Annotated in this window: 20 protein-coding genes; 3 read left to right on the forward strand and 17 right to left on the reverse strand. The window is 59.7% G+C overall.

Features of this window, described 5'->3' with window-relative positions; translation table 11 throughout:
• Nucleotides 1-5 precede the first annotated feature (5 nt).
• Nucleotides 6-488 carry an Lrp/AsnC family transcriptional regulator gene (locus tag HX812_RS16680; protein WP_016978705.1) on the reverse strand — a complete coding sequence of 161 codons (483 nt, stop codon included), beginning with the start codon at nt 486-488 and terminating at the stop codon, nt 6-8.
• Between the two features lie 127 nt (nt 489-615).
• Between HX812_RS16680 and HX812_RS16685 the strand changes: the two genes are divergently transcribed.
• From HX812_RS16685 to pbpC, 3 genes are all read left to right on the forward strand, one after another.
• Nucleotides 616-1,245, forward strand: a complete 630-nt coding sequence (locus HX812_RS16685) for a LysE family translocator (protein WP_038845412.1) — start codon at nt 616-618, stop codon at nt 1,243-1,245.
• A 77-nt stretch (nt 1,246-1,322) separates the two neighbouring features.
• Entirely contained in the window at nt 1,323-7,127 is a 5,805-nt protein-coding gene (locus tag HX812_RS16690; RefSeq protein WP_038845410.1) for an MG2 domain-containing protein, read from the forward strand.
• The gene (gene pbpC, locus HX812_RS16695) at nt 7,108-9,408 is read left to right on the forward strand and encodes a penicillin-binding protein 1C (protein ID WP_038845408.1); all 2,301 of its coding nucleotides are present in this window, start codon (nt 7,108-7,110) and stop codon (nt 9,406-9,408) included. The genes HX812_RS16690 and pbpC overlap by 20 nt, the downstream gene beginning before the upstream one ends.
• A gap of 167 nt (nt 9,409-9,575) precedes the next feature.
• Here pbpC and HX812_RS16700 read toward each other — a convergent pair whose 3' ends face one another.
• The 16 genes from HX812_RS16700 to HX812_RS16775 all read right to left on the reverse strand — a co-directional run bounded on the left by HX812_RS16700 (nt 9,576) and on the right by HX812_RS16775 (nt 24,493).
• Entirely contained in the window at nt 9,576-10,745 is a 1,170-nt protein-coding gene (locus HX812_RS16700) for a Fic family protein (RefSeq protein WP_235165425.1), read from the reverse strand.
• Between the two features lie 142 nt (nt 10,746-10,887).
• Nucleotides 10,888-11,271: a hypothetical protein gene (locus tag HX812_RS16705; RefSeq protein ID WP_038845407.1), complete on the reverse strand. Its 384-nt coding sequence runs from the start codon at nt 11,269-11,271 to the stop codon at nt 10,888-10,890.
• A 60-nt stretch (nt 11,272-11,331) separates the two neighbouring features.
• The gene (glmS, locus tag HX812_RS16710) at nt 11,332-13,164 is read right to left on the reverse strand and encodes a glutamine--fructose-6-phosphate transaminase (isomerizing) (protein WP_038845405.1); all 1,833 of its coding nucleotides are present in this window, start codon (nt 13,162-13,164) and stop codon (nt 11,332-11,334) included.
• A 10-nt stretch (nt 13,165-13,174) separates the two neighbouring features.
• Nucleotides 13,175-13,942 (reverse strand): DeoR/GlpR family DNA-binding transcription regulator, encoded by a 768-nt coding sequence (locus HX812_RS16715; protein WP_038845403.1) that lies wholly within the window; start codon nt 13,940-13,942, stop codon nt 13,175-13,177.
• A gap of 128 nt (nt 13,943-14,070) precedes the next feature.
• Entirely contained in the window at nt 14,071-15,438 is a 1,368-nt protein-coding gene (gene glmU, locus HX812_RS16720; RefSeq protein WP_038845401.1) for a bifunctional UDP-N-acetylglucosamine diphosphorylase/glucosamine-1-phosphate N-acetyltransferase GlmU, read from the reverse strand.
• A 123-nt stretch (nt 15,439-15,561) separates the two neighbouring features.
• Nucleotides 15,562-15,978 carry a F0F1 ATP synthase subunit epsilon gene (locus HX812_RS16725; RefSeq protein WP_003177061.1) on the reverse strand — a complete coding sequence of 139 codons (417 nt, stop codon included), beginning with the start codon at nt 15,976-15,978 and terminating at the stop codon, nt 15,562-15,564.
• A gap of 44 nt (nt 15,979-16,022) precedes the next feature.
• A complete protein-coding gene (gene atpD / locus HX812_RS16730) occupies nt 16,023-17,399 on the reverse strand; it encodes a F0F1 ATP synthase subunit beta (protein ID WP_010207684.1) in 1,377 nt (458 codons plus the stop codon).
• Between the two features lie 27 nt (nt 17,400-17,426).
• Entirely contained in the window at nt 17,427-18,287 is an 861-nt protein-coding gene (atpG, locus tag HX812_RS16735; protein ID WP_034139931.1) for a F0F1 ATP synthase subunit gamma, read from the reverse strand.
• Nucleotides 18,288-18,337: 50 nt separating this feature from the next.
• Entirely contained in the window at nt 18,338-19,882 is a 1,545-nt protein-coding gene (gene atpA / locus HX812_RS16740; RefSeq protein WP_010207686.1) for a F0F1 ATP synthase subunit alpha, read from the reverse strand.
• A gap of 21 nt (nt 19,883-19,903) precedes the next feature.
• Nucleotides 19,904-20,440: a F0F1 ATP synthase subunit delta gene (locus HX812_RS16745; RefSeq protein ID WP_010207689.1), complete on the reverse strand. Its 537-nt coding sequence runs from the start codon at nt 20,438-20,440 to the stop codon at nt 19,904-19,906.
• A gap of 12 nt (nt 20,441-20,452) precedes the next feature.
• A complete protein-coding gene (locus HX812_RS16750) occupies nt 20,453-20,923 on the reverse strand; it encodes a F0F1 ATP synthase subunit B (protein WP_008439543.1) in 471 nt (156 codons plus the stop codon).
• A gap of 56 nt (nt 20,924-20,979) precedes the next feature.
• Nucleotides 20,980-21,237: a F0F1 ATP synthase subunit C gene (gene atpE / locus HX812_RS16755; RefSeq protein WP_002555987.1), complete on the reverse strand. Its 258-nt coding sequence runs from the start codon at nt 21,235-21,237 to the stop codon at nt 20,980-20,982.
• 134 nt (nt 21,238-21,371) lie between these two features.
• Nucleotides 21,372-22,241, reverse strand: a complete 870-nt coding sequence (gene atpB, locus HX812_RS16760) for a F0F1 ATP synthase subunit A (protein ID WP_016978714.1) — start codon at nt 22,239-22,241, stop codon at nt 21,372-21,374.
• 16 nt (nt 22,242-22,257) lie between these two features.
• Nucleotides 22,258-22,665 carry a F0F1 ATP synthase subunit I gene (locus HX812_RS16765; protein WP_010565865.1) on the reverse strand — a complete coding sequence of 136 codons (408 nt, stop codon included), beginning with the start codon at nt 22,663-22,665 and terminating at the stop codon, nt 22,258-22,260.
• Nucleotides 22,666-22,813: 148 nt separating this feature from the next.
• On the reverse strand, nt 22,814-23,686 hold the full coding sequence (locus HX812_RS16770; protein ID WP_038845392.1) for a ParB/RepB/Spo0J family partition protein: 873 nt from the start codon (nt 23,684-23,686) through the stop codon (nt 22,814-22,816).
• 9 nt (nt 23,687-23,695) lie between these two features.
• Nucleotides 23,696-24,493 (reverse strand): ParA family protein, encoded by a 798-nt coding sequence (locus tag HX812_RS16775; protein WP_038845389.1) that lies wholly within the window; start codon nt 24,491-24,493, stop codon nt 23,696-23,698.
• Between the last annotated feature and the right edge of the window lie 13 nt (nt 24,494-24,506).

Below are 24,506 nucleotides of genomic sequence, written 5' to 3' on the forward strand. Positions count from 1 at the left end.
AGTCATTAACCCGGCAAATGCCCCAGCGGCAACGCCCCTGGGGTTTTCACAGTCTGGATCGCGAAGTTGCTGCGGATATCCCTCACCCCCGGCAGCTTCAGCAAACTACCCGTGACGAACCGCTCATAGCCGCGCAAATCCGGCACCACCACCTGCAACAGAAAGTCCGACTCCCCCGACACCAGGAACGCCGAGATCACCTCTGGCAGCGCCGTCACTGCCTCGCGAAAGGCGTTGGCCTCGGTGTCGTTATGCCGCTCCACCTTCACGCCCACGAATACCATCATCCCCAGGCCCACTTCATCGCGATCCAGTGTGGCCTGGTAGCCGCGAATCACGCCGGCTTCTTCCAGCAGGCGCACGCGCCGCAGGCAGGGTGAGGCAGACAGCCCGATCTCGTCGGCCAGTTGCACATTGCTCAGGCGGCCGTCGCGTTGCAGGGCTTCGAGAATCTTGCGGTCAAAAGCATCGAGTTTTAGATTTGGCATAAGTGGATAGCTTTCATGGCAATAAGTGGCAGATAGTGCCAAGACTAGACGCTTTTCTGGCTGATTACGCAAGCACCTGCCCCGCCCTTCGGCCCTAGAATTGGCCGACACACAAGGGGGGTGGAACATGGCGGAACTCTGGTTGTTTCTGGTGGCTCTTTCGGTGGCGTACCTGCTGCCAGGGCCGGACATGATCCTGCTGCTGCAGACCGGCGCGCGTCAGGGCAAGGCCCTGGCGCTGACCACGGCGATTGGCCTGGGACTGGCCCGCGCCTGCCATGTAGCGCTGGCGGGCATGGGTTTGGCGACCTTGTTCAAGGTGGCGCCCTGGACCTTTGATGCAGTGCGCCTGGGCGGCGCGGCCTATCTGTTGTGGCTGGGGGTGCAGTGCCTGCGGGCAAATATGCTGCCGACGCTCGATACGGCCAACGCCACCCTGACAACGCGTGCCTGGCGTGCCGCTCTGCAACGTGGCTTGCTGACCAACCTGCTCAATCCCAAGGCACTGCTGTTCTGTTCGGTACTGCTGCCGCAATTCATCAACCCGCAAGCCGGCCCCGTGGCGGCGCAATTCGCCTTGCTGGGGGTGATTCTGGTCGCAGTCGGTTTCGTCTTCGACTGTTGCTATGCCCTGGCCGGCGCGCGCATTGGCCAGTGGCTGGCACGCAATCGCTCGGCGCAGCGTGTGCAGCAATGGCTATTCGGCAGTCTTTTGATCGGTTTTGCGGTGCGTCTCACTTTTGTGCAACACGCCTAGCGGTGCAGCCTATCGGCGTCATCTTTTGTATCAAAGACGCGTGTAAGATACGCCGCACTTAGCCAGGGATGCTCACCATGTTCGATTCGTTCAAAGCGATCAGCCGCCGTATTGTCGGTGCGTTATTGACTGTGGTGGGGGCCGTCTTTGGCCAATGGCATCCGCCGCTCTGGTTGCGTGCAGTCGGGCGTGGGCTGGCGAACCTGGGCAGCAAGGCGCGCGCTTATCCGCGTCAAACCGGTGCTGGCTTAGTGGGCCTGGTATTGCTGGCCGCCGCCGGTTTCTACGGCTGGCATTGGTACTCCAACCTGCCACAGCCGCATACCGCGAGCTACTCGCTGCACAAACCCAACCTTACCGACTACACCCAGCAAACGCCGGTTGTGGATAACTTGCAGGTGCGCTTCGGCGAATCCGTGGCTCCGTTGTCGGCCATCGGCAAACCGGTCACCGAGGGTATTACCCTTAAACCTGCGGTGGCGGGCACCTGGCGCTGGGCGGATGACCGCAGCCTGTTGTTCGTGCCGGAAAAAGACTGGCCCATCGACGCCCATTACACCCTGGACATGGCGAAGAAAAACCTGCTCGCCGACGGCGTGTTGCTCGACCAGTACAGCACGCAGTTTTCCACCCAACCGTTCCGCGCCACCCTGGCGCAAAACGAGCTGTATCAGGACCCGTCCAACCCGACGCTGAAACAGCTGGTGGCGACCTTCCATTTTTCCCACCCGGTGGATGAAGACAACCTACGCAAGCGCGTCACGGTAACCCTAGGTAAAGGCCTGGCCTACCGCGACGCCCAGTTGCCCAACCGCCCGGAAATCACCTTCGACGAGAAAAAACTCAACGCGTACGTGCGCTCCGCCGCCCTGGCCACACCACTGGAAAGCACGCCCGTCAGCGCCAAGCTCGACGAAGGCATCAAGGCCCGCGACGGTGGCAATGCCAGCACCGCGCCGCTGGTGTCGGAAGTCACCGTGCCCGGCCGCTATCGCCTGACCTTCACCGGCGCCGAAGTGAGTTTTGTCGACAACGCACGGGGTGAACCAGAGCCGGTGTTAATGTTCAGCAGTTCCAGCGCTGTCGCCGACGAGACCATCGCCGGTAAGGTCCAGGCCTGGTTGTTGCCGGAAAAAGCCCAGGACGACACGCGCCCCTACAGCAGCAACGACATCGACGACGCCCTGCTCGCCCGCAGCACCAAGCTCAACCTGACCCATGTGCCCAGCGTCGAACCGCTGAATACCCTGCACGCCTTCAAATTCAAGGCCCCGGCCGGGCGCGCGGTGTATGTGCGAGTACCCGCCAACCTGGAAGCCATCGGCGGCTACCTGGCGAAGAATCCTACGGCTTCACTGATCAGCATGCCGGCTTACCCACGCACCTTGCAGTTCCTGTCTGACGGCGCCTTGCTCAGCCTCAATGGCGAAAAACGCCTGGGCTTCATGGCTCGCGGTGTGCCTGGCGCCCATGTGGAAATCGCCCGCCTGCTGCCCAACCAGTTGCAACACCTGGTGGACCAAAGCAGCGGCAGCTTTGCCCGACCGAACTTCGGCAACGAATATTTCGATCGCATGGTCGAGCGTCAGTCGCTGGATATCCCGCTGTCATCCAATGACCCGGCGAAAACCGTCTACGACAACGTGGACCTCAGCCACTACCTCACCGCCAATGGCGGCCGTCGCGGCATTTTCGTGCTCAAGCTGAGCCCGCAGGATGACCCGGCCCAACGCACTTTCGAGTACGACCGCAGCAGCACCAGCGACCTGCGTTTTATCGTGGTGACAGACCTGGGCATCATCGCCAAGCGCTCCAGCGATGGCAGCCATGACGTGTATGTGCAGTCCATCGGCAACGGTTCGCCGGTGTCCGACGCGCAAGTCGACATCATTGGGCGTAACGGTCTGCCGGTGAGCAGTGGCCGCACCGACGCCGAAGGCCACGCACACTTCGCCAAGCTGGATGAACTGCGCCGTGAGAAAACGCCGCTGATGTATGTGGTCACTCGCGGCAACGACCAGTCGTTTTTGCCGATCGCCCGTCAGTCCCAGCAACTGGATCTGTCACGCTTCGATGTAGGCGGTTTGGAAGAAGACGGTGCGATTGATCGCCTCAGCGCCTACCTGTTTACCGACCGCGGCCTGTACCGTCCGGGCGAAACCGCGCACCTGGGCATGATCGTGCGCAGCGGCAACTGGAAAGGCGCCTTGCTGGGCCTGCCGGTGGAACTGCAAATCACCGACCCCCGTGGCCTGGAAGTGATTCGCCAGCCGTTGAAGCTGTCCGCCAGCGGTTTTGAAAGCTTTGATTTCCCCAGCAGCGAAGTCGCCCCCGCCGGGGAATACACCGCGACCTTGCAGTTGATCGGCCAGAAGCAGACCCGCACCGACCTGGGCAGCGTCAGCTTCAAGGTCCGCGACTTTGAGCCGGACCGCATGAAGGTCAGCCTGAGCCTGCACGACACGCCTGTGCAGGGCTGGATTCCACCGGACCAAGTGGTGGCCAAGGTCACCGCGATGCATCTGTTTGGCGCCCCGGCGTCCGGCCGTCGTGTGACCGCCAAAATGTCCCTGAGCCCAACACTCGCTGCGTTTGATCGTTACCCGGATTACCGTTTCCGTCTCAACGACTCCCTGGAAGACGCCACCACGGAAGACCTGGCCGAAACCACCGTCGACGATAACGGCCAGGCCGTGCTCGACCTCAACCTGCAACGCTTCGCCAACAGCACCTATCGCCTGCAGGTGATGAGCCAGGTGTTCGAAGCCGAAGGCGGTCGCAATGTAGCGGCGCAAAGCGCCTTGCTGGTGTCGTCCGCGCCCTACCTTGTGGGTGTGAAAAGTCAGGACTCGCTGTCGTACGTCGCCAAGGATGCGCCGCGCCAAGTGCAATGGCTGGCCGTCGCGCCGGACCTTTCGCCGCTGGCGGTGGACGGCCTGACCACTGAGGTGGTCGAGCACCGTTATGTGTCGGTGCTGGTGAAACAATCCAACGGCACCTACAAGTACGAGTCGCGTATCAAGAACATCAGCCAGCCGGCCTCACCGCTGGTGATGACCCAGGAAGGCGCCAAGCAGGCCCTGAACACCGGCACACCGGGTGACTTCACCCTGCAATTGAAAGACGCCAACGGCAACCTGCTCAACCAGATCGACTACAGCGTGGCAGGGCGTGGCAACACGTCGCGCTCGCTGGAACGCAATGCCGAGCTGCAACTGCGCCTGGATAAACGCAGCTACGCCACCGGTGATGAAATCGCCATCAGCATTCGCGCGCCGTATACCGGTGCCGGCTTGATCACCATCGAGCGGGACAAGGTCTACACCCAGCAATGGTTCAAGGCCGACAGCACCAACAGCGTGCAACATATCCGCGTGCCGGCGGGGCTTGAGGGCAATGCCTACGTCAACGTGCAGTTTGTGCGCGACATGGGCTCGGCCGAGGTGTACATGAGCCCGCTGTCCTATGGCGTGGTGCCCTTCAGCATCAACCTGGATGCGCGGCGCATGGCGTTGAAGGTTGAAGGCCCGGCGAAGATCGAGCCGGGGCAGATGCTCGACATCAAGGTCAACGCCGACCGCCCAGGCCGCGCGGTGGTTTATGCGGTGGACGAAGGCATCCTGCAAGTGGCGCGCTACCAGACGCCGGATCCGCTGGGCTTCTTCTTCCAGAAGCGTGCGCTGGAGGTCGGCACCAGTCAGATCCTTGACCTGATCCTGCCGGAATTCAGCCGCCTGCTCAGTGGGGCAGCGCCTGGTGGCGATACGGAAGGCGCCCTGGCCAATCACCTCAACCCGTTCAAGCGAAAACACCAGCCGCCGGTGGCGTGGTGGTCTGGACTGGTCGACCTGCCCGCTGGCGAAACCGTGCTGCATTACCAGGTGCCGGACAGCTTCAACGGCAAGCTGCACCTGTTTGCAGTCGCGGTGGACAATGACAGTGTGGGCGTCAGCGAGGCCAATACCGAAGTCCGCGGCCCGATCGTGATCACGCCCAACGTGCCGGCCTTTGTGGCGCCGGGAGATGTGTTCAACGTCAGCGCCGGGGTGTTCAGCAACCTCGACGCGGCGGCAGAGGTGAAGTTTGAACTGCAGACCAGCGATGGCCTGAAGGTACAGGGCGACAAGGGCAGCACCTTGTCCCTGCAACCGCGCAAGGAAGGCACCGCCGAGTTCAAGATCAAGGTTGGCGAGACCCTGGGTTCGGCGGACCTGCGATTTGTCGCAGTGCTGCCGGATGGCAAACGCATCCAGGTCGCCGAAACCACTTCGATCCGCCCACTGAGCGAACATCGCGTCGCCCTGAGCCTGGGCCGCTTTGAGAGCGCCAGCAAAGAGCTCAAGCCGACCCGCGAATTGTTCAGCCAACTGCGCGACGTACAGTTGGGCGTGGCGGCCTCGCCACTGGTGTGGGCCAACGGCCTCAAGCATTACCTGGACGACTACGGCTACGCCTGCACCGAGCAACTGGTGTCCAAGGCCATGCCGGCGTTGATCTGGGGCGGCAACGCACCTGAGGCCGAACAGGCCTTCGGCAGTGCGGTGCGCATGCTGCGCCAGCGCCAGAACCAGGCCGGCGGCTTTGGTTTGTGGGCGGCCAACCCGGACGTGGCGCCGTACGCCAGCCTGTACGCCACCGACTTCCTGATCGAAGCCAAGGAGCGTGGCCTACCGGTGCCGGAAGACCTGTTGGTGCGCTCGAATGCGTACCTGACCGACCTGGCCAATGGCCCTAGCGAGGGCCTGTCGGAATTGCGTAATCGCGCCTACGCCAGTTACCTGCTAAGCCGTCAGGGGATTCTGGTAAGCGGCGCCTTGAGCGATATCCGCGAGCGCTACGAGGGCTACTTCAAGGACAGCTGGCAGAACGACTTGGGCGCCGCCTACCTGGCGGCCAGCTACAAGCTGCTCAAGCAGGATCGCCAGGCTGACACGCTGTTCCGCAAAATCCCCTGGCGCTCGCTTGTGGATAAGTGGGACAGCGACGGTTTGTACTACGACCCGCTGGTGCACGACGCCGAACACCTGCACCTGTTGGCGCGACATTTCCCAGAGCTGATGGAAGATGTGCCTACAGCGCTGCTGGATAAACTCGGTAAGCGCCTCAACGAGCAGCGTTACAACTCGCTGTCGGCAGCCCTGCTGCTGCGCGCCCTGGACAACTACGGCCAGCGTGCGCAAAGCGACATGACCCTCAAGGCCACGGCCTGGCTGGGGGACAAGCAGCAGCAATTGCTGGAGATGGCCGGTCAGCCACCCCGCGCCGCCGTGCCGGGTGCGACGCAGAAGCTGGTGATGGAAAAATCCGACGGCCCGGCGGCGTTCTTCATGCTCAGCGAAGCCGGTTTCGACAAGGGCACCAAGCTCAAGCCGATCACCAATGGCCTGGAGATCATCCACGAATACCTCGACCTCAAGGGCGAGCCGGTGAGCAAGATCGTGGTAGGTGATGAGTTCCTGGTGCGTCTGCGTCTGCGCGCGACCGACCGTGACCAGGTGCAGCAAGTGGCCGTGGTCGACCTGCTGCCCGGTGGCGTCGAGCCTGTGTATAACTTGCCGCCGGAGCCGGAAGCCGCCAGCAGCGAGGAAGGTGAAGGCGAAGAGTCCGAGTACGTGGAAGAGGACAGCCAGGAAGAAGAAAGCTGGCAAGCCCCCATCGGCGAAACCGAACTGAGTAACTGGCAGCCGGAGTACGTGGACGTACGTGATGATCGAGTGGTGTTGTACGGCACCGCGCTGCGTGACGTAGGCACTTTCGTGTACCGCGTGCGCGCTACCAATGCCGGCACGTTCAATACGCCACCGGCCTACGCCGAAGGCATGTACGAAACCACCCTGCAAGGGCGCGGCAAAGTAGGCCAGCTTGAAATTACCAAGCCTTAAGCGCCTGACACTGCCGCTGTTCGCAGCGGCGGTGATCCTGGTGGGGCTGCGAGTGTGGCCCCATGCGCCGCTGGAGCAGACCGTCACGTCATCACGTGTGGTGTTGGCCGATGACGGCTCGTTGCTGCGCATGACCTTGGCGGATGACGGGCAATACCGTCTTTGGCTACCGCTGGAGCGGATTTCTCCTTCATTGGTCGAAGCCTTGCTGCTCAAGGAAGACCGCAATTTCTACTGGCACCCGGGGATCAATCCCCCGGCGTTACTGCGCGCGGCCATGGCCACCTACAGCGGTGGCCAGCGCCAGGGTGGCTCGACCTTGAGCATGCAATTGGCACGGCGCCTATGGGACTTGAACACCCGCCAAGTGCCGGGCAAGTTGCAGCAGATGGCCTTGGCGCTGTGGCTGGAGGCGCGCTACAGCAAGCACGACATCCTTGAGGCCTACCTGAACCTGGCGCCGATGGGCGGCAATATCGAAGGTGCCGAGGCGGCCAGCCGTATCTACTTCGGCAAGTCGGCGACGCAGTTGTCGCTTTCCGAGGCGTTGGCGCTGGCGGTGATCCCACAACAACCGGGGCGACGCGCGCGCTTCGGCCCGTCGCTGCAACAGGCGCGACAGCGCTTGATGGATGACTGGCGCGAGACTTATCCACAAGACCCGCGCAACGCCAGCTTGTTGGACTTGCCTCTGGAAGCACGCAGCCGCCAGCAGATTCCGTTCCTGGCGCCGCATTTGAGTGAACAACTGCTGGCGTCCCAGCCCGGCAATGAGCTGAACAGCACCCTCAACCTGCCGCTGCAACAATTGCTCGAACGCCTGATCACCGGCTTCATCGCCGAACGGCGCAGCACGGGTGTGGAAAACGCCACGGCGATCCTGATCGACAGCCGCGACCAGAGCGTCAAGGCATTGGTCGGGTCGGCGGACTACTTATCCACAAGCCTTCACGGCCAGGTCAATGGCGTGGTGTCGCGGCGCTCACCAGGGTCGACACTCAAGCCGTTCCTGTACGGACTGGCGCTGGACCAAGGGGTGATTCACCCCATGAGCATCCTCAAGGACCTGCCGAGTAACTTCGGCTACTTCCAGCCGGAAAATTTCGACGGTAGTTTTGTCGGGCCACTGACGGCGTGGGACGCACTGATCCGTAGTCGCAACATCCCGGCGGTGTGGCTCGCCAGCCAGGTCAAGTCGCCCTCCCTGTATGGACTATTACAACGCGCCGGGATCAAAGGCCTGCGTGACGAAAGCCATTACGGCCTGGCCCTGGCCCTCGGTGGCGGTGAAATGACCCCGGAAGAATTGGCGCGTCTGTACGTGATGTTGGCCGGGGACGGGCATCTGCGGCCTTTGCGCTACTTGCAGGAACAGCCCCAGACCACCGGCGTCCCACTGCTGACGCCCCAGGCCGCGTTCATGGTGCGCGATATGCTGCGCCGAAACCCTCGCCCGGATGGTCTGCCCGGACGCCACTGGCGTACCGCCTGGAAAACCGGCACTTCCTGGGGTTTTCACGATGCGTGGAGTGCAGGACTGGTGGGCCCCTACGTGCTGGTGGTGTGGGTGGGTAATTTTGATGGCCGGCCGAACCCTGCCTTCATCGGCGCCAAAACCGCCGCGCCGTTGTTCTTCCGCATCGCCGACGCCCTGCCTCTGGCCTTGCCCAACGTGGTCATCAAGGCCGACAAACCGCCCGCCGGGCTGGTGCGCATCGATGTCTGCGCCGCGTCCGGCGAGTTGCCTAACCGCTGGTGCCCGCAAACCCGCAAGACCTGGTACATCCCCGGCGTGTCACCGATTCGCGTGTCCAACCTGCACCGCCCGGTGCTGATCGACACCCGCACCGGCAAGGCCGCCTGCCCGCCGCTCGATGCGCAATACACCCGCGAGGAAGTCTTCGAATTCTGGCCCAGCGATGTGCAACGCCTGTACCGCGCCGCCGGTCTGCCGCGCCGTACGCCGCCCAGCGTGATGAAAAACTGCCAGCCCAACCGCCTCAGTGACCAGAGCGAAGCCCCGCAGATCCGCTCGCCGCTGACTCAGGTGAGCTATCAGTTGCGCCTGTCCCAGCCTCAGGAAAGCATCCCGCTGAATGCCAACGCCGCCAGCGATGCAGCGACGCTGTACTGGTTTGCCGATCAAACCCTGATCGGCCAAGGGCCACCGCAAACCACGCTGAATTGGCGGCCGGGCAAGTCGGGGGAGTATCGGTTGCGGGTCAGTGATGATCAGGGCCGCAGTGTGAGTCGGGGGTTGAAGGTGGAGTTTGTGCCCTGATCAGGCATCTTCATCGCTGAAACTGCCCTTGCTCACACGTTTGGCAAACGCCTGTACGCCCCCCCCATTTTGCGCTGCTCAAACAGTGAGAACACTGGCGTACCCCCAGCATCGCTACCAGCGCGCCGTAGCAACTGCCGACACGCCACCACGCAGGCTTTTGCCTCTTAATAAAAGCGCCGGTGAAGGTCCGGAAAGATCATCTGCGCAAACCACACGGGAAGCCCAGGATAGATCGAACGTGACTTGGCCGACGGCGCCTCGACGACGCCCATTTCAATCAATTTTTTGAGCTGATCACTCGCCACTCGATCATGAAGCCCAGAAAAGGTCTTGAAATCTGCTCGGGCAACCTCGCCTTGAGTCAGCAAGATATGAATAGCCTTGGCCATATCCTGCTTTACCCCGGACTCTAGAAAGCGACTCTCGAGTCCAATCACTCTTTCAAGTCGCTGGCGCAAGCTGACAAGCCCCATGGATTGCTCTACGTAATCCATTTGGTCGATACATACTTGCAGCATGAACTCTACAAACTCGAACAACCCGCGTTGGGTCAACTGACCTCGACCATCGAGATCACCTCGACGAGGCTGATCAGCAGCTCGCAGGCGCCCATAGTATTCATCCTGTTTTCGTGCCAGCCCTCGAGAAAGCGACCAAAGAGGCGACGCAAGCCCAAGTCGCATCAACTGCAAATGCGTGACCATGCGGACCACCCGGCCATTGCCATCCTCAAATGGATGAACAAATGCGAGACGATGGTGGTAAGCCAGTGCGCTGAGAACTCGGGAGGTCAGGTCGGGTTGCCCGCCGTATACCTGCTGCAGGCGTTTGAGCATTGGCGTGACGGACTCCCAAGCAGGCGCCGCATGATCACCTACCAGCACGTTGCGTTGTGCGACATGCCGCAATTGACCGGGTACAAGTAGTCGGCCATCACTGAGCCGCAAATCCTCATCACCGGCACTGGCAAAAAGGCGGCGATGGATGACAGATATGAGCTCAGGGGCAAAGAAAACACCCCAAGGCGCTTCGATTGATTTTGGCCGACGTACCGCTCGTTCCAACAACTCCTGAACACCGATATGACTTTCGGCCAGCTCACGCAGGTGTTTAGAGTCACGCCGGGGGACTCGCGCAGACAACGTTGAAGGCTCAGTGAATTGGCCTTCAATGAGATTGCTGTAATAGCTGTTGGTGATTCGCATCAGGCCGCCGATCCGGATGGCGGTATTTTCGGGAAGTAGACCCGTGAGTTTCCCTGCACGAAACGAAAGCGTTTCAGCCGTACGTAAAATTGACGCAGGGAAACCAGGAGATGGCCAGACAGGTTCCAACTAGTGGTTTCCGGAGATGAATTGCTGCGTCATTTTCCGCACCTTTTTCCGATTTATTTTCGGATCTATTTTTCCTTTGAGCCCAATATTAACGGGATATACAGACAGTTTTATACAACTATTTCAGGGAAGACTTTCCGATTTATTTTCTGATTTTTTCAACTGCCTCAATGAGCTCCACATAGCTGGACTCCCCTCCACCCGTCGCCCCCGACAACCAACCCCAAACAAAGCTGAGCGTGGTTACCCCGGCAGCATCCAAACCGACCGTGCCACGCGACCAACCGGACAACAGCTCACCGTCCAAGGTCAGGCACTGAAACAGCAATTCGATAGTGTCTGGGCCTGTCACTCGGCCCACTTGCGTGCCCAGGCGAATGCGTCCGCCCTGGTAAGTGCTGGAAATGGCATCACCCTCGACAAGGTAATGAAACACCGTGTCCGAGCCGGAAAGCCCCTGGGCGTTGTTGGCGACGGTGAAGCGGCGGTTGTTCAAGCGCTGGTGGAGCTGGGAGGGGGTTTGCATCGAGGGCGCGTCCTTTCGCGAGAGCCTGGAGACCCGGGCGGGCCTCCAGGATGTGGCGGGTTACTCCACGGTTACCGACTTCGCCAGGTTGCGCGGCTGGTCGACGTCAGTGCCCTTGAGCACGGCCACGTAATACGACAGCAACTGCAGCGGGATGGTGTAGAGGATCGGCGACAGGGTGTCGTTGATGTGCGGCATGTTGATGACGTGAGTGCCCTCACCATTGGTCATGCCAGCTTTTTCGTCGGCAAACACCACCAGCTGGCCGCCACGGGCGCGGACTTCCTGCAGGTTGGACTTGAGCTTTTCCAGCAGTTCGTTGTTCGGCGCCACGGTGACCACCGGCATGTCGTCATCCACCAGGGCCAATGGGCCATGCTTGAGTTCGCCGGCCGGGTAGGCTTCGGCATGGATGTACGAGATTTCCTTGAGCTTGAGCGAACCTTCCATCGCCACCGGGTATTGCGCGCCACGGCCGAGGAACAGGGTGTGGTTCTTGTCGGCGAACAGTTCGGCGACTTTTTCCACGGTGCTGTCCATGGCCAGCGCTTCGCCGAGGCGGGTTGGCAGGCGGCGCAGTTCTTCAACCAGCGTGGCCTCGACGCCTTCGGCCAGGGTGCCGCGCACTTGACCCAGGGACAGGGTCAGCAGCAGCAGGCCCACCAACTGGGTGGTGAAGGCTTTGGTGGATGCCACGCCGATTTCGCGACCGGCTTGGGTCAACAGGGTCAGGTCGGATTCACGCACCAGGGAGCTGATGCTGACGTTGCAGATCGCCAGGCTGGCCAGGAAGCCCAGTTCCTTGGCGTTGCGCAAGGCGGCCAGGGTGTCGGCGGTTTCGCCGGACTGGGAGATGGTCACGAACAGGGTGTCGGGCTGTACCACCACCTTGCGGTAGCGGAATTCGCTGGCGACTTCGACCTGGCACGGGATGCCGGCCAGTTCTTCCAACCAGTAACGCGCAACCATGCCGGCGTGGTAGCTGGTGCCGCAGGCGACGATCTGCACGTTGCGCACTTTGGCGAACAGCTCGGCAGCCTGTGGGCCGAAGGCGTTGACCAGCACTTGGTTCTGGCTCAGGCGACCTTCCAGGGTGCGTTGCACCACAGCCGGTTGCTCGTGGATTTCCTTGAGCATGAAGTGGCGGTATTCGCCTTTGTCGGCGGCTTCAGCGCCGTCGCGGTACTGCACGGCTTCACGCTCGACGGACTGACCGTTAATGTCCCAGATTTGCACGCTTTCACGGCGGATGTCAGCGATATCGCCTTCTTCCAGGTACATGAAGCGGTCGGTGACCTGGCGCAGGGCCAGTTGGTCGGAGGCAAGGAAGTTTTCGCCCAGGCCCAGGCCGATCACCAACGGGCTGCCACTGCGAGCGGCAACCACGCGGTCCGGTTGGCTCGCACTGACCACGGCCAGGCCATAGGCGCCGTGCAGTTCCTTGACCGTGGCCTTGAGGGCGGTGGTCAAGTCGCTGTGGTCCTTGAGCTTGTGATTGAGCAAGTGGGCGATGACTTCGGTGTCGGTGTCCGAGGTGAACACGTAGCCCAGGCCTTTCAGTTGTTCGCGCAACACTTCGTGGTTTTCGATGATGCCGTTGTGCACCACGGCCAGGTCGCCGGAAAAGTGCGGGTGGGCGTTGCGTTCGCACGGCGCACCGTGGGTCGCCCAACGGGTGTGGGCAATGCCCAGACGGCCAACCAGCGGCTCGCCGGCCAGGGCCTGCTCCAACTCGCTGACCTTGCCCGGACGGCGCATGCGCTCCAGCTTGCCGGCGTTGGTGAAGACGGCCACACCGGCGCTGTCATAGCCACGGTATTCCAGGCGCTTGAGGCCTTCGATCAGGATCGGGGTGATGTTGCGTTCAGCGACTGCGCCTACGATGCCACACATGGTGTTTCTCCTAGATGATTGCCGCGCATATCAGCGTAATGCCGCGGGCTTGGATCTGGTCGCGGGCCTCAAGCGGCAGGCGATCATCGGTGATAAGGGTATGGACGCTGCTCCAGGGCAGTTCCAGGTTGGGAATCTTGCGGCCGATCTTGTCGGATTCGACCATGACCACCACTTCCCGGGCGACCTCGGCCATGACGCGGCTCAGGCCCAGCAATTCGTTGAAGGTGGTGGTGCCGCGCAGTAAATCGATGCCATCGGCGCCGATAAACAGTTGGTCAAAGTCATAGGAACGCAGCACTTGCTCGGCGACCTGGCCCTGGAACGAGTCCGAATGCGGGTCCCAGGTGCCGCCGGTCATCAGCAGCACCGGTTCGTGTTCCAGTTCGCTCAACGCACGGGCGACGTGCAGGGAGTTGGTCATCACCACCAGGCCGGGCTGGTGGCCCAACTCGGGGATCATGGCGGCCGTAGTACTGCCGCTGTCGATGATGATGCGCGCATGTTCACGCAGACGCATCACGGCGGCACGGGCGATGGCGCGCTTGTACACCGAGATGGGTTGGGTCGCGTCGCCCACCAGTTCCTGGGGCATGGTGATGGCGCCACCGTAACGGCGCAGCAGCAGGCCATTGCTTTCGAGGGCGGCCAGGTCCTTGCGGATCGTAACTTCCGAGGTTTCGAAACGCTTGGCCAACTCGTCCACGCTGACTTCGCCCTGTTCATTGAGCAAGGTCAGGATATTGTGGCGTCGTTGGGGGGTATTTCGTTTCGACATTTTGGCTTTAAGTTTCGTTTCGAAAGATAACGAAGGCAATCAAAACCTATTCGGAGAAAATCGTCAATATGCGGGTATAAAAAAACCTGTGGGTGGTTAGCCAACAGGTTTCAGTGAGTGTGGATAACTCAGGTCTTTTTGATTTTGACCGGGCGCTTCCAGCCGTCAATGTTGCGTTGGCGGGCGCGGGCTACCGCCAGTTGAGACTTATCCACATCCTGGTTGATGGTCGAGCCCGCCGCCGTGTTCGAGCCATCTCCGATGGAGACGGGGGCGATCAGCGAGTTGTTGGAGCCGATAAATACGTCTTCACCAATGGTGGTCTGGTATTTGTTCGCGCCGTCGTAGTTACAGGTAATGGCACCCGCGCCAATATTGCTGCGAGCCCCAATCACCGCATCACCGAGGTAGGCCAAGTGGCCAGCCTTCGCATCGTCACCCATTTTGGCGTTTTTCAGCTCGACGAAATTGCCCACGTGCGCCCTGGCGCCCATCACGGTTCCGGGGCGCAAACGCGCAAATGGACCCGCATCGCTGCCCTCACCCATCACCGCGCCGTCCAGATGGCTGTTAGCCTTGACCACCACACCTTTGCGCAGGGTGCTGTCCTTGATCACACAGTTCGGGCCAATCACCACGTCGTCTTCGATAATCACGCGACCTTCGAGGATCACGTTGATGTCGATCAGCACATCGCGGCCGACAGTCACTTCACCCCGTACGTCGAAGCGTGCCGGGTCACGCAACGTCACGCCTTGGGCCATCAGGCGACGGCCTTCGCGCAATTGGTAGTGACGTTCCAGTTCGGCGAGTTGCTTGCGGTCGTTGGCGCCCTGCACTTCCATCGGGTCGTGGGGCTGCTCGGTGGCGACCAACAGGCCATCGCTTACCGCCATCTCGATGACGTCGGTGAGGTAGTACTCGCCCTGGGCGTTGTTGTTGGACAGACGGCTCATCCAATCGCCGAGCTTATCGGCAGGGACCGCCAGGATCCCGGTGTTGCCCTCGGTAATGGCGCGCTGGGCTTCGCTGGCATCTTTGTGCTCAACGATAGCGGCAACCTTGCCATCGGCGTTGCGCACGATGCGCCCGTAACCGGTGGGATCATCCAGTTCAACCGTCAGCAGGCCCATCTGGCCAGGCACGACGTGCTTGAGCAGGCGCTGCAGGGTTTCGACTTCGATCAGCGGCACGTCACCGTAGAGAATCAGCACAGTGTCGGCGCTGATGAAGGGCACGGCTTGAGCGGTGGCGTGGCCGGTGCCCAGTTGTTTGTCTTGCAATACGAAATTCAGATCGTCCGCGGCGAGGCGTTCACGCACCGCATCGGCACCATGGCCAATCACCACGTGAATGCGCTGCGGATCGAGTTGCCGGGCGCTGTGGATAACATGGCCCAGCATGGAATTGCCGGCAACCGGGTGCAGCACCTTGGGCAGGGCCGAACGCATACGGGTGCCCTGGCCTGCGGCGAGAATGACGATTTCAAGAGACATGAGTGGCTACCAATCCTGGGCGGTCCGGCTTCAGACCAGAGAAGTGTTTTGCAAAAAAAGAAAAAGGGTAGCCGAGGCTACCCTTTTTAATCAATCGCGCTTGAAGCATGACGGCATGGCCGCTTACTTCTTGCGGATCTGCTGGAGCGTGCGCAGCTGAGCTGCAGCCTCGGCCAGACGTACAGCAGCAGCGCTGTAGTCGAAGTCCGCACCCTTTTCGTTCAGGGCCTTCTCAGCAGCCTTGACGGCTTCCTGAGCGGAGGCTTCATCCAGGTCGCCAGCACGTTGCACGGTGTCGGCAAGTACCTTGACCATGTTCGGCTGAACCTCGAGGAAACCACCAGAGATGTAAAACACCTCTTTTTCCCCGCCTTGCTTGGTCAGAGTGATCGGACCTGGCTTCAAGCTGGTGATCAACGGCGCGTGACCCATGGCAATACCAAGGTCACCGAGTTCGCCGTGTGCAATCACCATCTCTACCAGACCGGAGAAGATTTCCCCTTCCGCGCTGACGATATCGCAATGGACTGTCATAGCCATCTGATTGCCTCAACCTGATGAGCGCCCGTTTCCGGGCGCCTGGATTACAGTTTCTTGGCTTTCTCGATCGCTTCTTCGATGCCGCCGACCATGTAGAACGCTTGTTCTGGCAGGTGGTCGTAGTCACCGTTGAGGATGCCTTTGAAGCCAGCAATGGTGTCTTTCAGGGAAACGTATTTACCCGATGCACCGGTGAAGACTTCAGCCACGAAGAACGGCTGCGACAAGAAACGCTGGATCTTACGAGCACGGTTTACCAACTGCTTGTCGGCTTCCGACAGCTCGTCCATACCCAGGATCGCAATGATGTCCTTCAGTTCTTTGTAACGCTGCAGCACGTACTGAACGCCGCGAGCGGTGTCGTAATGCTCCTGGCCGATCACGTTCGGGTCCAGCTGGCGCGAAGTCGAGTCGAGTGGATCGACCGCTGGGTAGATACCCAGGGAAGCGATGTCACGGGACAGTACGACGGTGGCGTCCAAGTGGGCGAAGGTGGTCGCTGGCGACGGGTCAGTCAAGTCATCCGCAGGTACGTATACCGCTTGGATCGAAGTGATCGAACCTTCCTTGGTCGAAGTGATACGTTCTTGCAGAACGCCCATCTCTTCAGCCAGGGTCGGCTGGTAACCTACTGCCGAAGGCATACGGCCCAGCAGTGCGGATACTTCAGTACCGGCCAGGGTGTAACGGTAGATGTTGTCGACGAACAGCAGAACGTCGTTACCTTCGTCACGGAACTTCTCGGCCATGGTCAGGCCAGTCAGTGCTACGCGCAGACGGTTACCCGGCGGCTCGTTCATCTGACCGTAAACCAGTGCCACTTTGTCCAGAACGTTGGAGTCCTTCATCTCGTGGTAGAAGTCGTTACCCTCACGGGTACGCTCACCCACACCGGCGAACACGGAATAACCGCTGTGCTCGATGGCGATGTTACGGATCAGTTCCATCATGTTTACGGTCTTGCCTACACCGGCACCACCGAACAGACCGACTTTACCGCCTTTGGCGAACGGGCAGACCAGGTCGATAACCTTGATGCCGGTTTCCAGCAGGTCGTTGCCGCCAGCTTGTTCCGCGAACGAAGGTGCTGGACGGTGAATGCCCCAACGCTCTTCGGTGTCGATCGGACCAGCTTCGTCAATCGGGTTGCCCAGTACGTCCATGATCCGGCCCAGGGTCGCTTTACCGACCGGTACGGAGATGGCTGCGCCAGAGTCGACAACGTCCAGACCGCGCTTCAAGCCTTCGGTGGAACCCATCGCAATGGTACGAACTACGCCGTCGCCCAGCTGCTGCTGAACTTCCAGAGTAGTGTCCGCGCCTTGTACTTTCAGCGCGTTGTAGATGCTCGGTACGCTGTCGCGTGGAAATTCCACGTCGATAACGGCGCCGATGATTTGAACGATACGTCCGCTACTCATAGCTGGATCCTCTGAATATTTGAACCGTTAAACCGCGGCAGCGCCGCCGACGATTTCCGAGATCTCTTGGGTGATCGCAGCCTGACGCGCCTTGTTGTAGATCAGCTGCAAATCGCTGATCAGATCACCGGCGTTATCGGTAGCGTTTTTCATCGCGATCATCCGCGCCGCTTGTTCAGCTGCGTTGTTCTCGACCACCGCCTGGTACACCTGCGACTCCACGTAGCGCACCATCAAGCCGTCAAGCAGCTCTTTGGCGTCCGGTTCGTAGAGGTAGTCCCAGTGGTGCTTGAGTTCCTGATCCGGAGTCGCCACCAGTGGAATCAATTGCTCCACGGTTGGCTGCTGGGTCATGGTGTTGATGAACTTGTTGGATACCACGGAGAGGCGGTCAATCCGGCCTTCCAGGTATGCATCCAGCATCACCTTCACACTGCCGATCAAATCATTGATCGACGGCTCTTCACCCAGGTGGCTGATAGCTGCTACGACGTTGCCGCCGAAGTTGCGGAAAAAGGCCGCACCCTTGCTACCAACAACACACAGATCGATCTCGACGCCCTTTTCGCGGTTTACCGCCATGTCCTTGACCAGGGCCTTGAACAGGTTGGTATTCAAACCACCGCACAAACCACGGTCACTGCTCACAACCACATAACCCACACGCTTTACTTCGCGCTCGATCATGAATGGGTGGCGGTATTCCGGGTTGGCGTTGGCCAGATGCCCAATTACCTGGCGGATACGCTCCGCATAAGGACGGCTAGCAGCCATGCGCATTTGTGCCTTGCGCATTTTGCTGACCGCCACTTTTTCCATGGCGCTGGTAATTTTTTGCGTGCTTTTGATGCTCGCAATCTTACTGCGAATCTCTTTTGCGCCTGCCATGTAACACCTATCAGGTTAGCAAGCGGGAGCCTTGCGGCTCCCGCTGCGGCTTACCAGGTTTGGGTGGCCTTGAACTTCTCGATACCGGCTTTGAGGCCAGCGTCGATTTCGTCATTGAAGTCACCCTTCACGTTGATCTTGGCCAACAAGTCGGCGTGATCGCGGTTGAAGTAAGCAATCAGCGCTTGTTCAAAGCTGCCGACCTTGGCGATTTCGACGTCAGTCAGGAACCCACGCTCAGCGGCATACAGCGACAACGCCATGTCAGCGATCGACATTGGGGCGTATTGCTTCTGCTTCATCAGCTCGGTAACGCGCTGACCATGCTCAAGTTGCTTACGGGTCGCTTCGTCCAGGTCAGAAGCGAACTGGGCGAATGCCGCCAGTTCACGGTACTGAGCCAGAGCGGTACGGATACCACCGGAGAGCTTCTTGATGATCTTGGTCTGAGCGGCACCACCCACACGGGATACCGAAACACCGGCGTTCACTGCAGGGCGAATCCCTGAGTTGAACATGGCCGATTCCAGGAAGATCTGACCGTCGGTGATGGAAATCACGTTGGTCGGAACGAACGCGGAAACGTCGCCAGCCTGGGTTTCGATGATCGGCAGTGCGGTCAGGGAACCGGTTTTGCCGGTCACTGCGCCGTTGGTGAACTTCTCTACGTACTCTTCCGAAACGCGGGATGCGCGCTCCAGCAGACGGGAGTGGAGATAGAACACGTCGCCTGGGTAAGCTTCACGGCCTGGTGGACGGCGCAGCAGCAGGGAAATCTGGCGGTAAGCCACTGCTTGCTTGGACAGATCGTCATAAACGATCAGCGCGTCTTCACCGCGGTCGCGGAAGAATTCACCCATGGTGCAACCGGCATACGGTGCCAGGTATTGCAGTGCAGGCGATTCCGAAGCACTGGCAGCCACGATGATCGTGTTTTTCAGTGCGCCGTTCTCTTCCAGCTTGCGAACCACGTTGGCGATGGTCGATTGCTTCTGACCAATGGCTACGTAGACGCAGAAAATGCCGCTGTCTTTCTGGTTGATGATCGCGTCGATCGCCAGAGCGGTTTTACCGATCTGACGGTCACCGATGATCAGCTCACGCTGGCCACGGCCGACAGGGATCATGGCATCGACAGCCTTGTAGCCAGTCTGTACAGGCTGGTCTACCGACTTACGCCAGATCACGCCTGGAGCAACTTTCTCGACCGCGTCGGTCTCGGTGTTGCCCAGTGGACCTTTGCCGTCAACAGGGTTACCCAGTGCGTCGACTACGCGACCCAGCAGTTCCTTACCAACCGGAACCTCCAGGATGCGGCCGGTGCACTTGGCGCTCATGCCTTCAGCCAGAGACTGGTAAGCGCCCAGGATTACGGCACCTACGGAGTCCTGCTCCAGGTTGAGGGCCATACCGAAGACGCCGCCCGGAAACTCGATCATCTCGCCGGACATTACGTCGGCCAGACCGTGAATCCGCACGATACCGTCAGATACGCTGACGACAGTGCCTTCGTTACGGGCTTGGGAGGTCACATCGAGCTTGTCGATGCGGCCCTTGATAATTTCACTTATTTCGGAAGGATTGAGTTGCTGCATTGCTCTGCTGCCCCTTCAAACTCAAGATTTCAATGCTTCGGCAAGATTCGCGAGTTTGCCGCGAATCGAGCCATCGATAACCAGGTCGCCGGCGCGAATGACAATGCCCCCAATGAGGGACTTGTCTTCCGCAACTTGCAGGCGCACTTCCCGGTCGAGTCGTGCACTGAGAACCTTGGCGAGTTTGTCTTGCTGTTCTTGGTTCAATGCAAAAGCACTGGTCACTTCAACGTCTACCGACTTCTCTTGCTCGGCCTTGTACAGGTCGAACAGAGCGGCAATCTCCGGCAGAAGCAGGAGACGGTCGTTTTCGGCAACGACGTGGATGAAGTTCTGTACCTTCACATCGAACTTGTCGCCGCACACTTCAATAAAAGTGGCGGCCTTGTCTGCGCTCGTCAGTCGCGGGGCCTTGAGCACGCGCTGCATGGTGTCGTCTTGCGACACTGCTGCAGCCAGGCCGAGCATGGCTGACCAAGAGGCCAGCTGCTGGTGGGCCTGGGCGTGCTCGAAGGCTGCCTTAGCGTAAGGTCGGGCCAACGTGGTCAATTCTGCCATGATCGCCCTCGCTTAAATTTCAGCAGCCAGTTTGTTTACCAGCTCCGCGTGCGCGTTTTGATCGATTGTGGCACCCAGGATCTTCTCAGCACCGCCGACGGCCAGAGCACCCAGTTGGGCACGCAGCGCATCTTTGACACCGTTCAGTTCCTGCTCGATCTCGGCCTGAGCCTGAACCTTCACACGGTCAGCGTCGATACGGGCTTTTTCAACAGCCTCTTCAACGATCTGGTTACCGCGTTTCTTGGCTTGCTCAATGATTTCGGCTGCTTGAGCTTTCGCTTCGCGCAGTTGCTGACCCGCTTTATCTTGGGCCAACTCCAGGTCGCGAGCTGCTCGTGCTGCAGCGTCCAGCCCATCCGCGATCTTCTTCTGACGTTCGTGCAGAGCTGCGATGACCGGAGGCCATACGAACTTCATGCAGAAAACGACAAAAATCAAGAACGCTAAGGACTGACCAATAATGGTTGCATTAATGTTCACGCCAATACCTCGCTCATTCGTTGCACAACACACCAATCACTCGAAAAGACGAGTGATTAACCGGCGAGTTGACCAACGAAAGGGTTCGCGAAGGTGAAGAACAGAGCGATACCAACACCGATCATGGTCACGGCGTCGAGCAGGCCGGCGACGATGAACATTTTAACTTGCAGCATTGGAACCATTTCTGGCTGACGCGCTGCGCCTTCCAGGAACTTGCCGCCCAGCAGGCCGAAACCAATGGCAGTACCCAGGGCGCCCAGGCCGATCAACAGTGCAACAGCGATAGCGGTTAGACCAACTACAGTTTCCATCTTTCCTCCCGACTTTTACGTCGTATGGTTTAGGTTTTTTAGATTTTAAAGCGGTAAAACAAATCGTTTCATAGCCCGGTAGGGCCTACCTTCCCGTTTGACCGGGAAGGACATCAGACTAGTCGAGACTGGTCTTAATGGTTCTCTTCGTGCGCCATCGACAGGTAGACGATGGTCAGCATCATGAAGATGAAGGCCTGCAGGGTGATGATCAGGATGTGGAACACAGCCCACGCCCACTGCAGAACAATGCCCAGGCCGCTAAGCCAGAGCAGGCCGCTGCCGAACATCACAGCGATCAGAATGAACACCAGCTCGCCGGCATACATGTTGCCGAACAGTCGCAGAGCCAGGGAAATCGGCTTGGCGATCAGGGTCACGAATTCCAGCAGGAAGTTCACCGGGATCAGCAGGGCTTGAACGAAGATGTTCTTGCTGCCGAACGGGTGCAGGGTCAGTTCGCCGATGAAGCCGCCGATGCCCTTGATCTTGATGCTGTAGAAAATGATCAACGCGAAGACCGACAGGGCCATGCCCAGGGTTGCGTTCGGGTCAGTGGTCGATACGGCACGGAATGGGATGTGCGGGTCGCCGCTGATCGCCATGGCCAGCTGAGGAATCCAGTCAACCGGGATCAGGTCGACGGCGTTCATCAGGAACACCCAGACGAAGATGGTCAGTGCCAGCGGTGCGATCACCGGGCTACGGCCATGGAAGCTGTCTTTCACGCTGCCATCGACGAATTCGACCAGTACTTCAACGAAGTTCTGCAAAGCACCTGGTTGACCGGAAGTCGCCTTTTTTGCCGCCATGCGGAAAATGAAGACGAAGATCAGACCCAATGCGACCGACCAGCCCAGAGTGTCCAGGTGGAAAGCCCAGAAGCCCATTTCTTTGGCCTCTGCTGCGGAGTGGGCAAAGCCCCAGCCGCCATTAGGAAGCTGACCGAAGGTCAGGTTCTGCAAGTGGTGCTGGATATAGCCCGAAGCGGTTGTTTCTGCCATGGTTGCCTCAAACGCCCTAAGGTTTCGAAAGTCTTGTTTTCATTAGCAGGGGAGCGAACCAGCTGACCAGTTGGGTCAACACGAAGACGCCGAATACAGCCAGCGGCGCCAATGGCTTCACACCTGCAAAGGTCAGTGCAAACAGCACTGCCGTCAAAATCAGTTTCCCTGCCTCGCCGGCATAAAATGACCGGACGATAGCCTGGGCTGCTCGGGCGCCGGAAAACCGAAAGGCCCTGTGAGCAAAATACATATTGGGCAGCAAGGCTATCAGGCCTCCGCAGAGTCCTGAATATCCGGCAACGACTCCATGCCAATACCAAAGCGCCAATGCGGCGATCAGCAAAATGACAAATTGAGCCAATAAAACCGGAAAAACGGCCAAGCGATGGAACGGCAACGTGTTTGGCGTGCGGGTTTCCATCACTCTTGCTCCTCAATGGTCGGCTGCCGGAAATCAATAACTTGGCATAATTTGTGCCGACAAAATGCGCGCAGAGTATAGGGGCGGTTCTGCCCCTATTCAACTGTCGGGTAGTGATTTCCGATCACACGCTACATAAGCAAATGTTTCAGCGGATGTGGGCAAGGACGCCCTGGAGCTCATCAAGCGAGTTATAACCGATGACCAATTGCCCTTTACCTTTCTTGCCGTGGCGAATTTGCACCGCAGAGCCCAGGCGCTCGGCCAGGCGCTGCTCGAGACGGGCAATATCCGGATCAGGTTTGGTCGTTTCGACCGGTGCAGGTTTGCCGCTGAGCCACTGGCGAACCAAGGCCTCGGTCTGGCGAACGGTGAGCCCCCGTGCGACAACGTGTCGCGCCCCTTCAACCTGTTGATTTTCCGGCAAACCGAGCAAAGCACGGGCGTGCCCCATCTCCAGGTCGCCATGGGACAACATGGTCTTGATGACTTCCGGCAGCGCAATCAGGCGCAGCAAGTTGGACACGGTCACGCGGGATTTACCCACCGCCTCGGCCACTTGTTGCTGGGTCAGCTGGAATTCCTGTTGCAAACGCTGCAACGCGATCGCTTCTTCGATCGGGTTTAGGTCTTCGCGCTGGATGTTCTCGATCAACGCCATGGCGATGGCGGTTTCATCCGGTACATCGCGCACCATCGCCGGGATGGTTTCCTTGCCGGCCTGCTGACTGGCGCGCCAGCGCCGCTCACCGGCGATGATTTCAAAGCGTCCGCCGCCAATCGGGCGCACCACGATCGGCTGCATCACGCCCTGGGCCTTGATCGAATTGGCCAGTTCTTCCAGTGCCTGGGGGTCCATGTCCCGGCGTGGCTGGTATTTGCCGCGCTGGATCAGGTCCAGCGGCAGGTGTTGCAACTCGCGCTCGTCGGCCTGCACCGCTTGTTCCTCAAGCGATGTGACGGTCGGACCACTCAACAGTGCATCCAGTCCACGTCCGAGACCTCGTTTCTTGACGGCCATGGGGATTCCTTAAGTTGGCAGGGCTGCAGCGGTGCGTGAGTTGCGGCGTTGGCGGCGAACCATCTCGCCGGCCAGGGCCAGGTAGGCAATGGCGCCACGCGAGGACTTGTCGTACGCCAGCGCGGGCATGCCGTAGCTTGGCGCTTCGGCCAGACGGATATTGCGCGGGATCACCGTGTCGTAAAGCTGATCACCGAAATGTTCCTTGAGCTGCGCCGACACATCGTTCATCAGGCTCAGGCGCGGATCGAACATGGTCCGCAGCAAGCCTTCGATCTTCAGGTTCGGGTTGAGCAACTCAGCGATACGCTTGATGTTATCCACAAGGTCGCTCAAGCCTTCCAGTGCGTAGTACTCGCACTGCATGGGGATAATCACCCCATCAGCTGCCACCAACGCGTTCAGCGTGAGCATCGACAGTGACGGCGGGCAGTCGATCAAAATGTAGTCGTAATTCTCGCGGATCGGCGCCAAGGCGCTACGCAGACGGCTTTCCTTCATCTGCATTTCCAGCAGCACCACTTCCGCCGCTGTCAAATCGCGGTTGGCCGGCAGCAGTTGATAACCACCGTGTTCGGAGTAGTGCATGGCCTGGGCCAGGTCACACTCGCCAATCAGCAAGTCGTAGACCGAGTTTTCCAGGCCGTGTTTATCCACACCGCTACCCATGGTGGCGTTGCCCTGTGGATCGAGATCGATCAACAGCACCCGGCGCTTGGTGGCGACCAGGGATGCTGCGAGGTTGATGCAGGTGGTGGTTTTGCCCACGCCACCTTTCTGGTTCGCTATCGCGAATACCTTAGCCATTCTTGCTTGTGTT

Origin of the sequence: Pseudomonas sp. IPO3749, assembly GCF_013386605.1 — a bacterium.
In the GTDB taxonomy this organism is placed as follows: domain Bacteria; phylum Pseudomonadota; class Gammaproteobacteria; order Pseudomonadales; family Pseudomonadaceae; genus Aquipseudomonas; species Aquipseudomonas azotoformans_A.

Bases quoted from the DNA above. Each gene is read 5' to 3' on its own strand.
- HX812_RS16680 (WP_016978705.1), bottom strand. From the start codon at position 488: ATGCCAAATCTAAAACTCGATGCTTTTGACCGCAAGATTCTCGAAGCC.
- HX812_RS16685 (WP_038845412.1), top strand. From the start codon at position 616: ATGGCGGAACTCTGGTTGTTTCTGGTGGCTCTTTCGGTGGCGTACCTG.
- HX812_RS16690 (WP_038845410.1), top strand. From the start codon at position 1,323: ATGTTCGATTCGTTCAAAGCGATCAGCCGCCGTATTGTCGGTGCGTTA.
- HX812_RS16705 (WP_038845407.1), bottom strand. From the start codon at position 11,271: ATGCAAACCCCCTCCCAGCTCCACCAGCGCTTGAACAACCGCCGCTTC.
- glmS (WP_038845405.1), bottom strand. From the start codon at position 13,164: ATGTGTGGCATCGTAGGCGCAGTCGCTGAACGCAACATCACCCCGATC.
- HX812_RS16715 (WP_038845403.1), bottom strand. From the start codon at position 13,942: ATGTCGAAACGAAATACCCCCCAACGACGCCACAATATCCTGACCTTG.
- glmU (WP_038845401.1), bottom strand. From the start codon at position 15,438: ATGTCTCTTGAAATCGTCATTCTCGCCGCAGGCCAGGGCACCCGTATG.
- HX812_RS16725 (WP_003177061.1), bottom strand. From the start codon at position 15,978: ATGGCTATGACAGTCCATTGCGATATCGTCAGCGCGGAAGGGGAAATC.
- atpD (WP_010207684.1), bottom strand. From the start codon at position 17,399: ATGAGTAGCGGACGTATCGTTCAAATCATCGGCGCCGTTATCGACGTG.
- atpG (WP_034139931.1), bottom strand. From the start codon at position 18,287: ATGGCAGGCGCAAAAGAGATTCGCAGTAAGATTGCGAGCATCAAAAGC.
- atpA (WP_010207686.1), bottom strand. From the start codon at position 19,882: ATGCAGCAACTCAATCCTTCCGAAATAAGTGAAATTATCAAGGGCCGC.
- HX812_RS16745 (WP_010207689.1), bottom strand. From the start codon at position 20,440: ATGGCAGAATTGACCACGTTGGCCCGACCTTACGCTAAGGCAGCCTTC.
- atpE (WP_002555987.1), bottom strand. From the start codon at position 21,237: ATGGAAACTGTAGTTGGTCTAACCGCTATCGCTGTTGCACTGTTGATC.
- atpB (WP_016978714.1), bottom strand. From the start codon at position 22,241: ATGGCAGAAACAACCGCTTCGGGCTATATCCAGCACCACTTGCAGAAC.
- HX812_RS16765 (WP_010565865.1), bottom strand. From the start codon at position 22,665: ATGGAAACCCGCACGCCAAACACGTTGCCGTTCCATCGCTTGGCCGTT.
- HX812_RS16770 (WP_038845392.1), bottom strand. From the start codon at position 23,686: ATGGCCGTCAAGAAACGAGGTCTCGGACGTGGACTGGATGCACTGTTG.
- HX812_RS16775 (WP_038845389.1), bottom strand. From the start codon at position 24,493: ATGGCTAAGGTATTCGCGATAGCGAACCAGAAAGGTGGCGTGGGCAAA.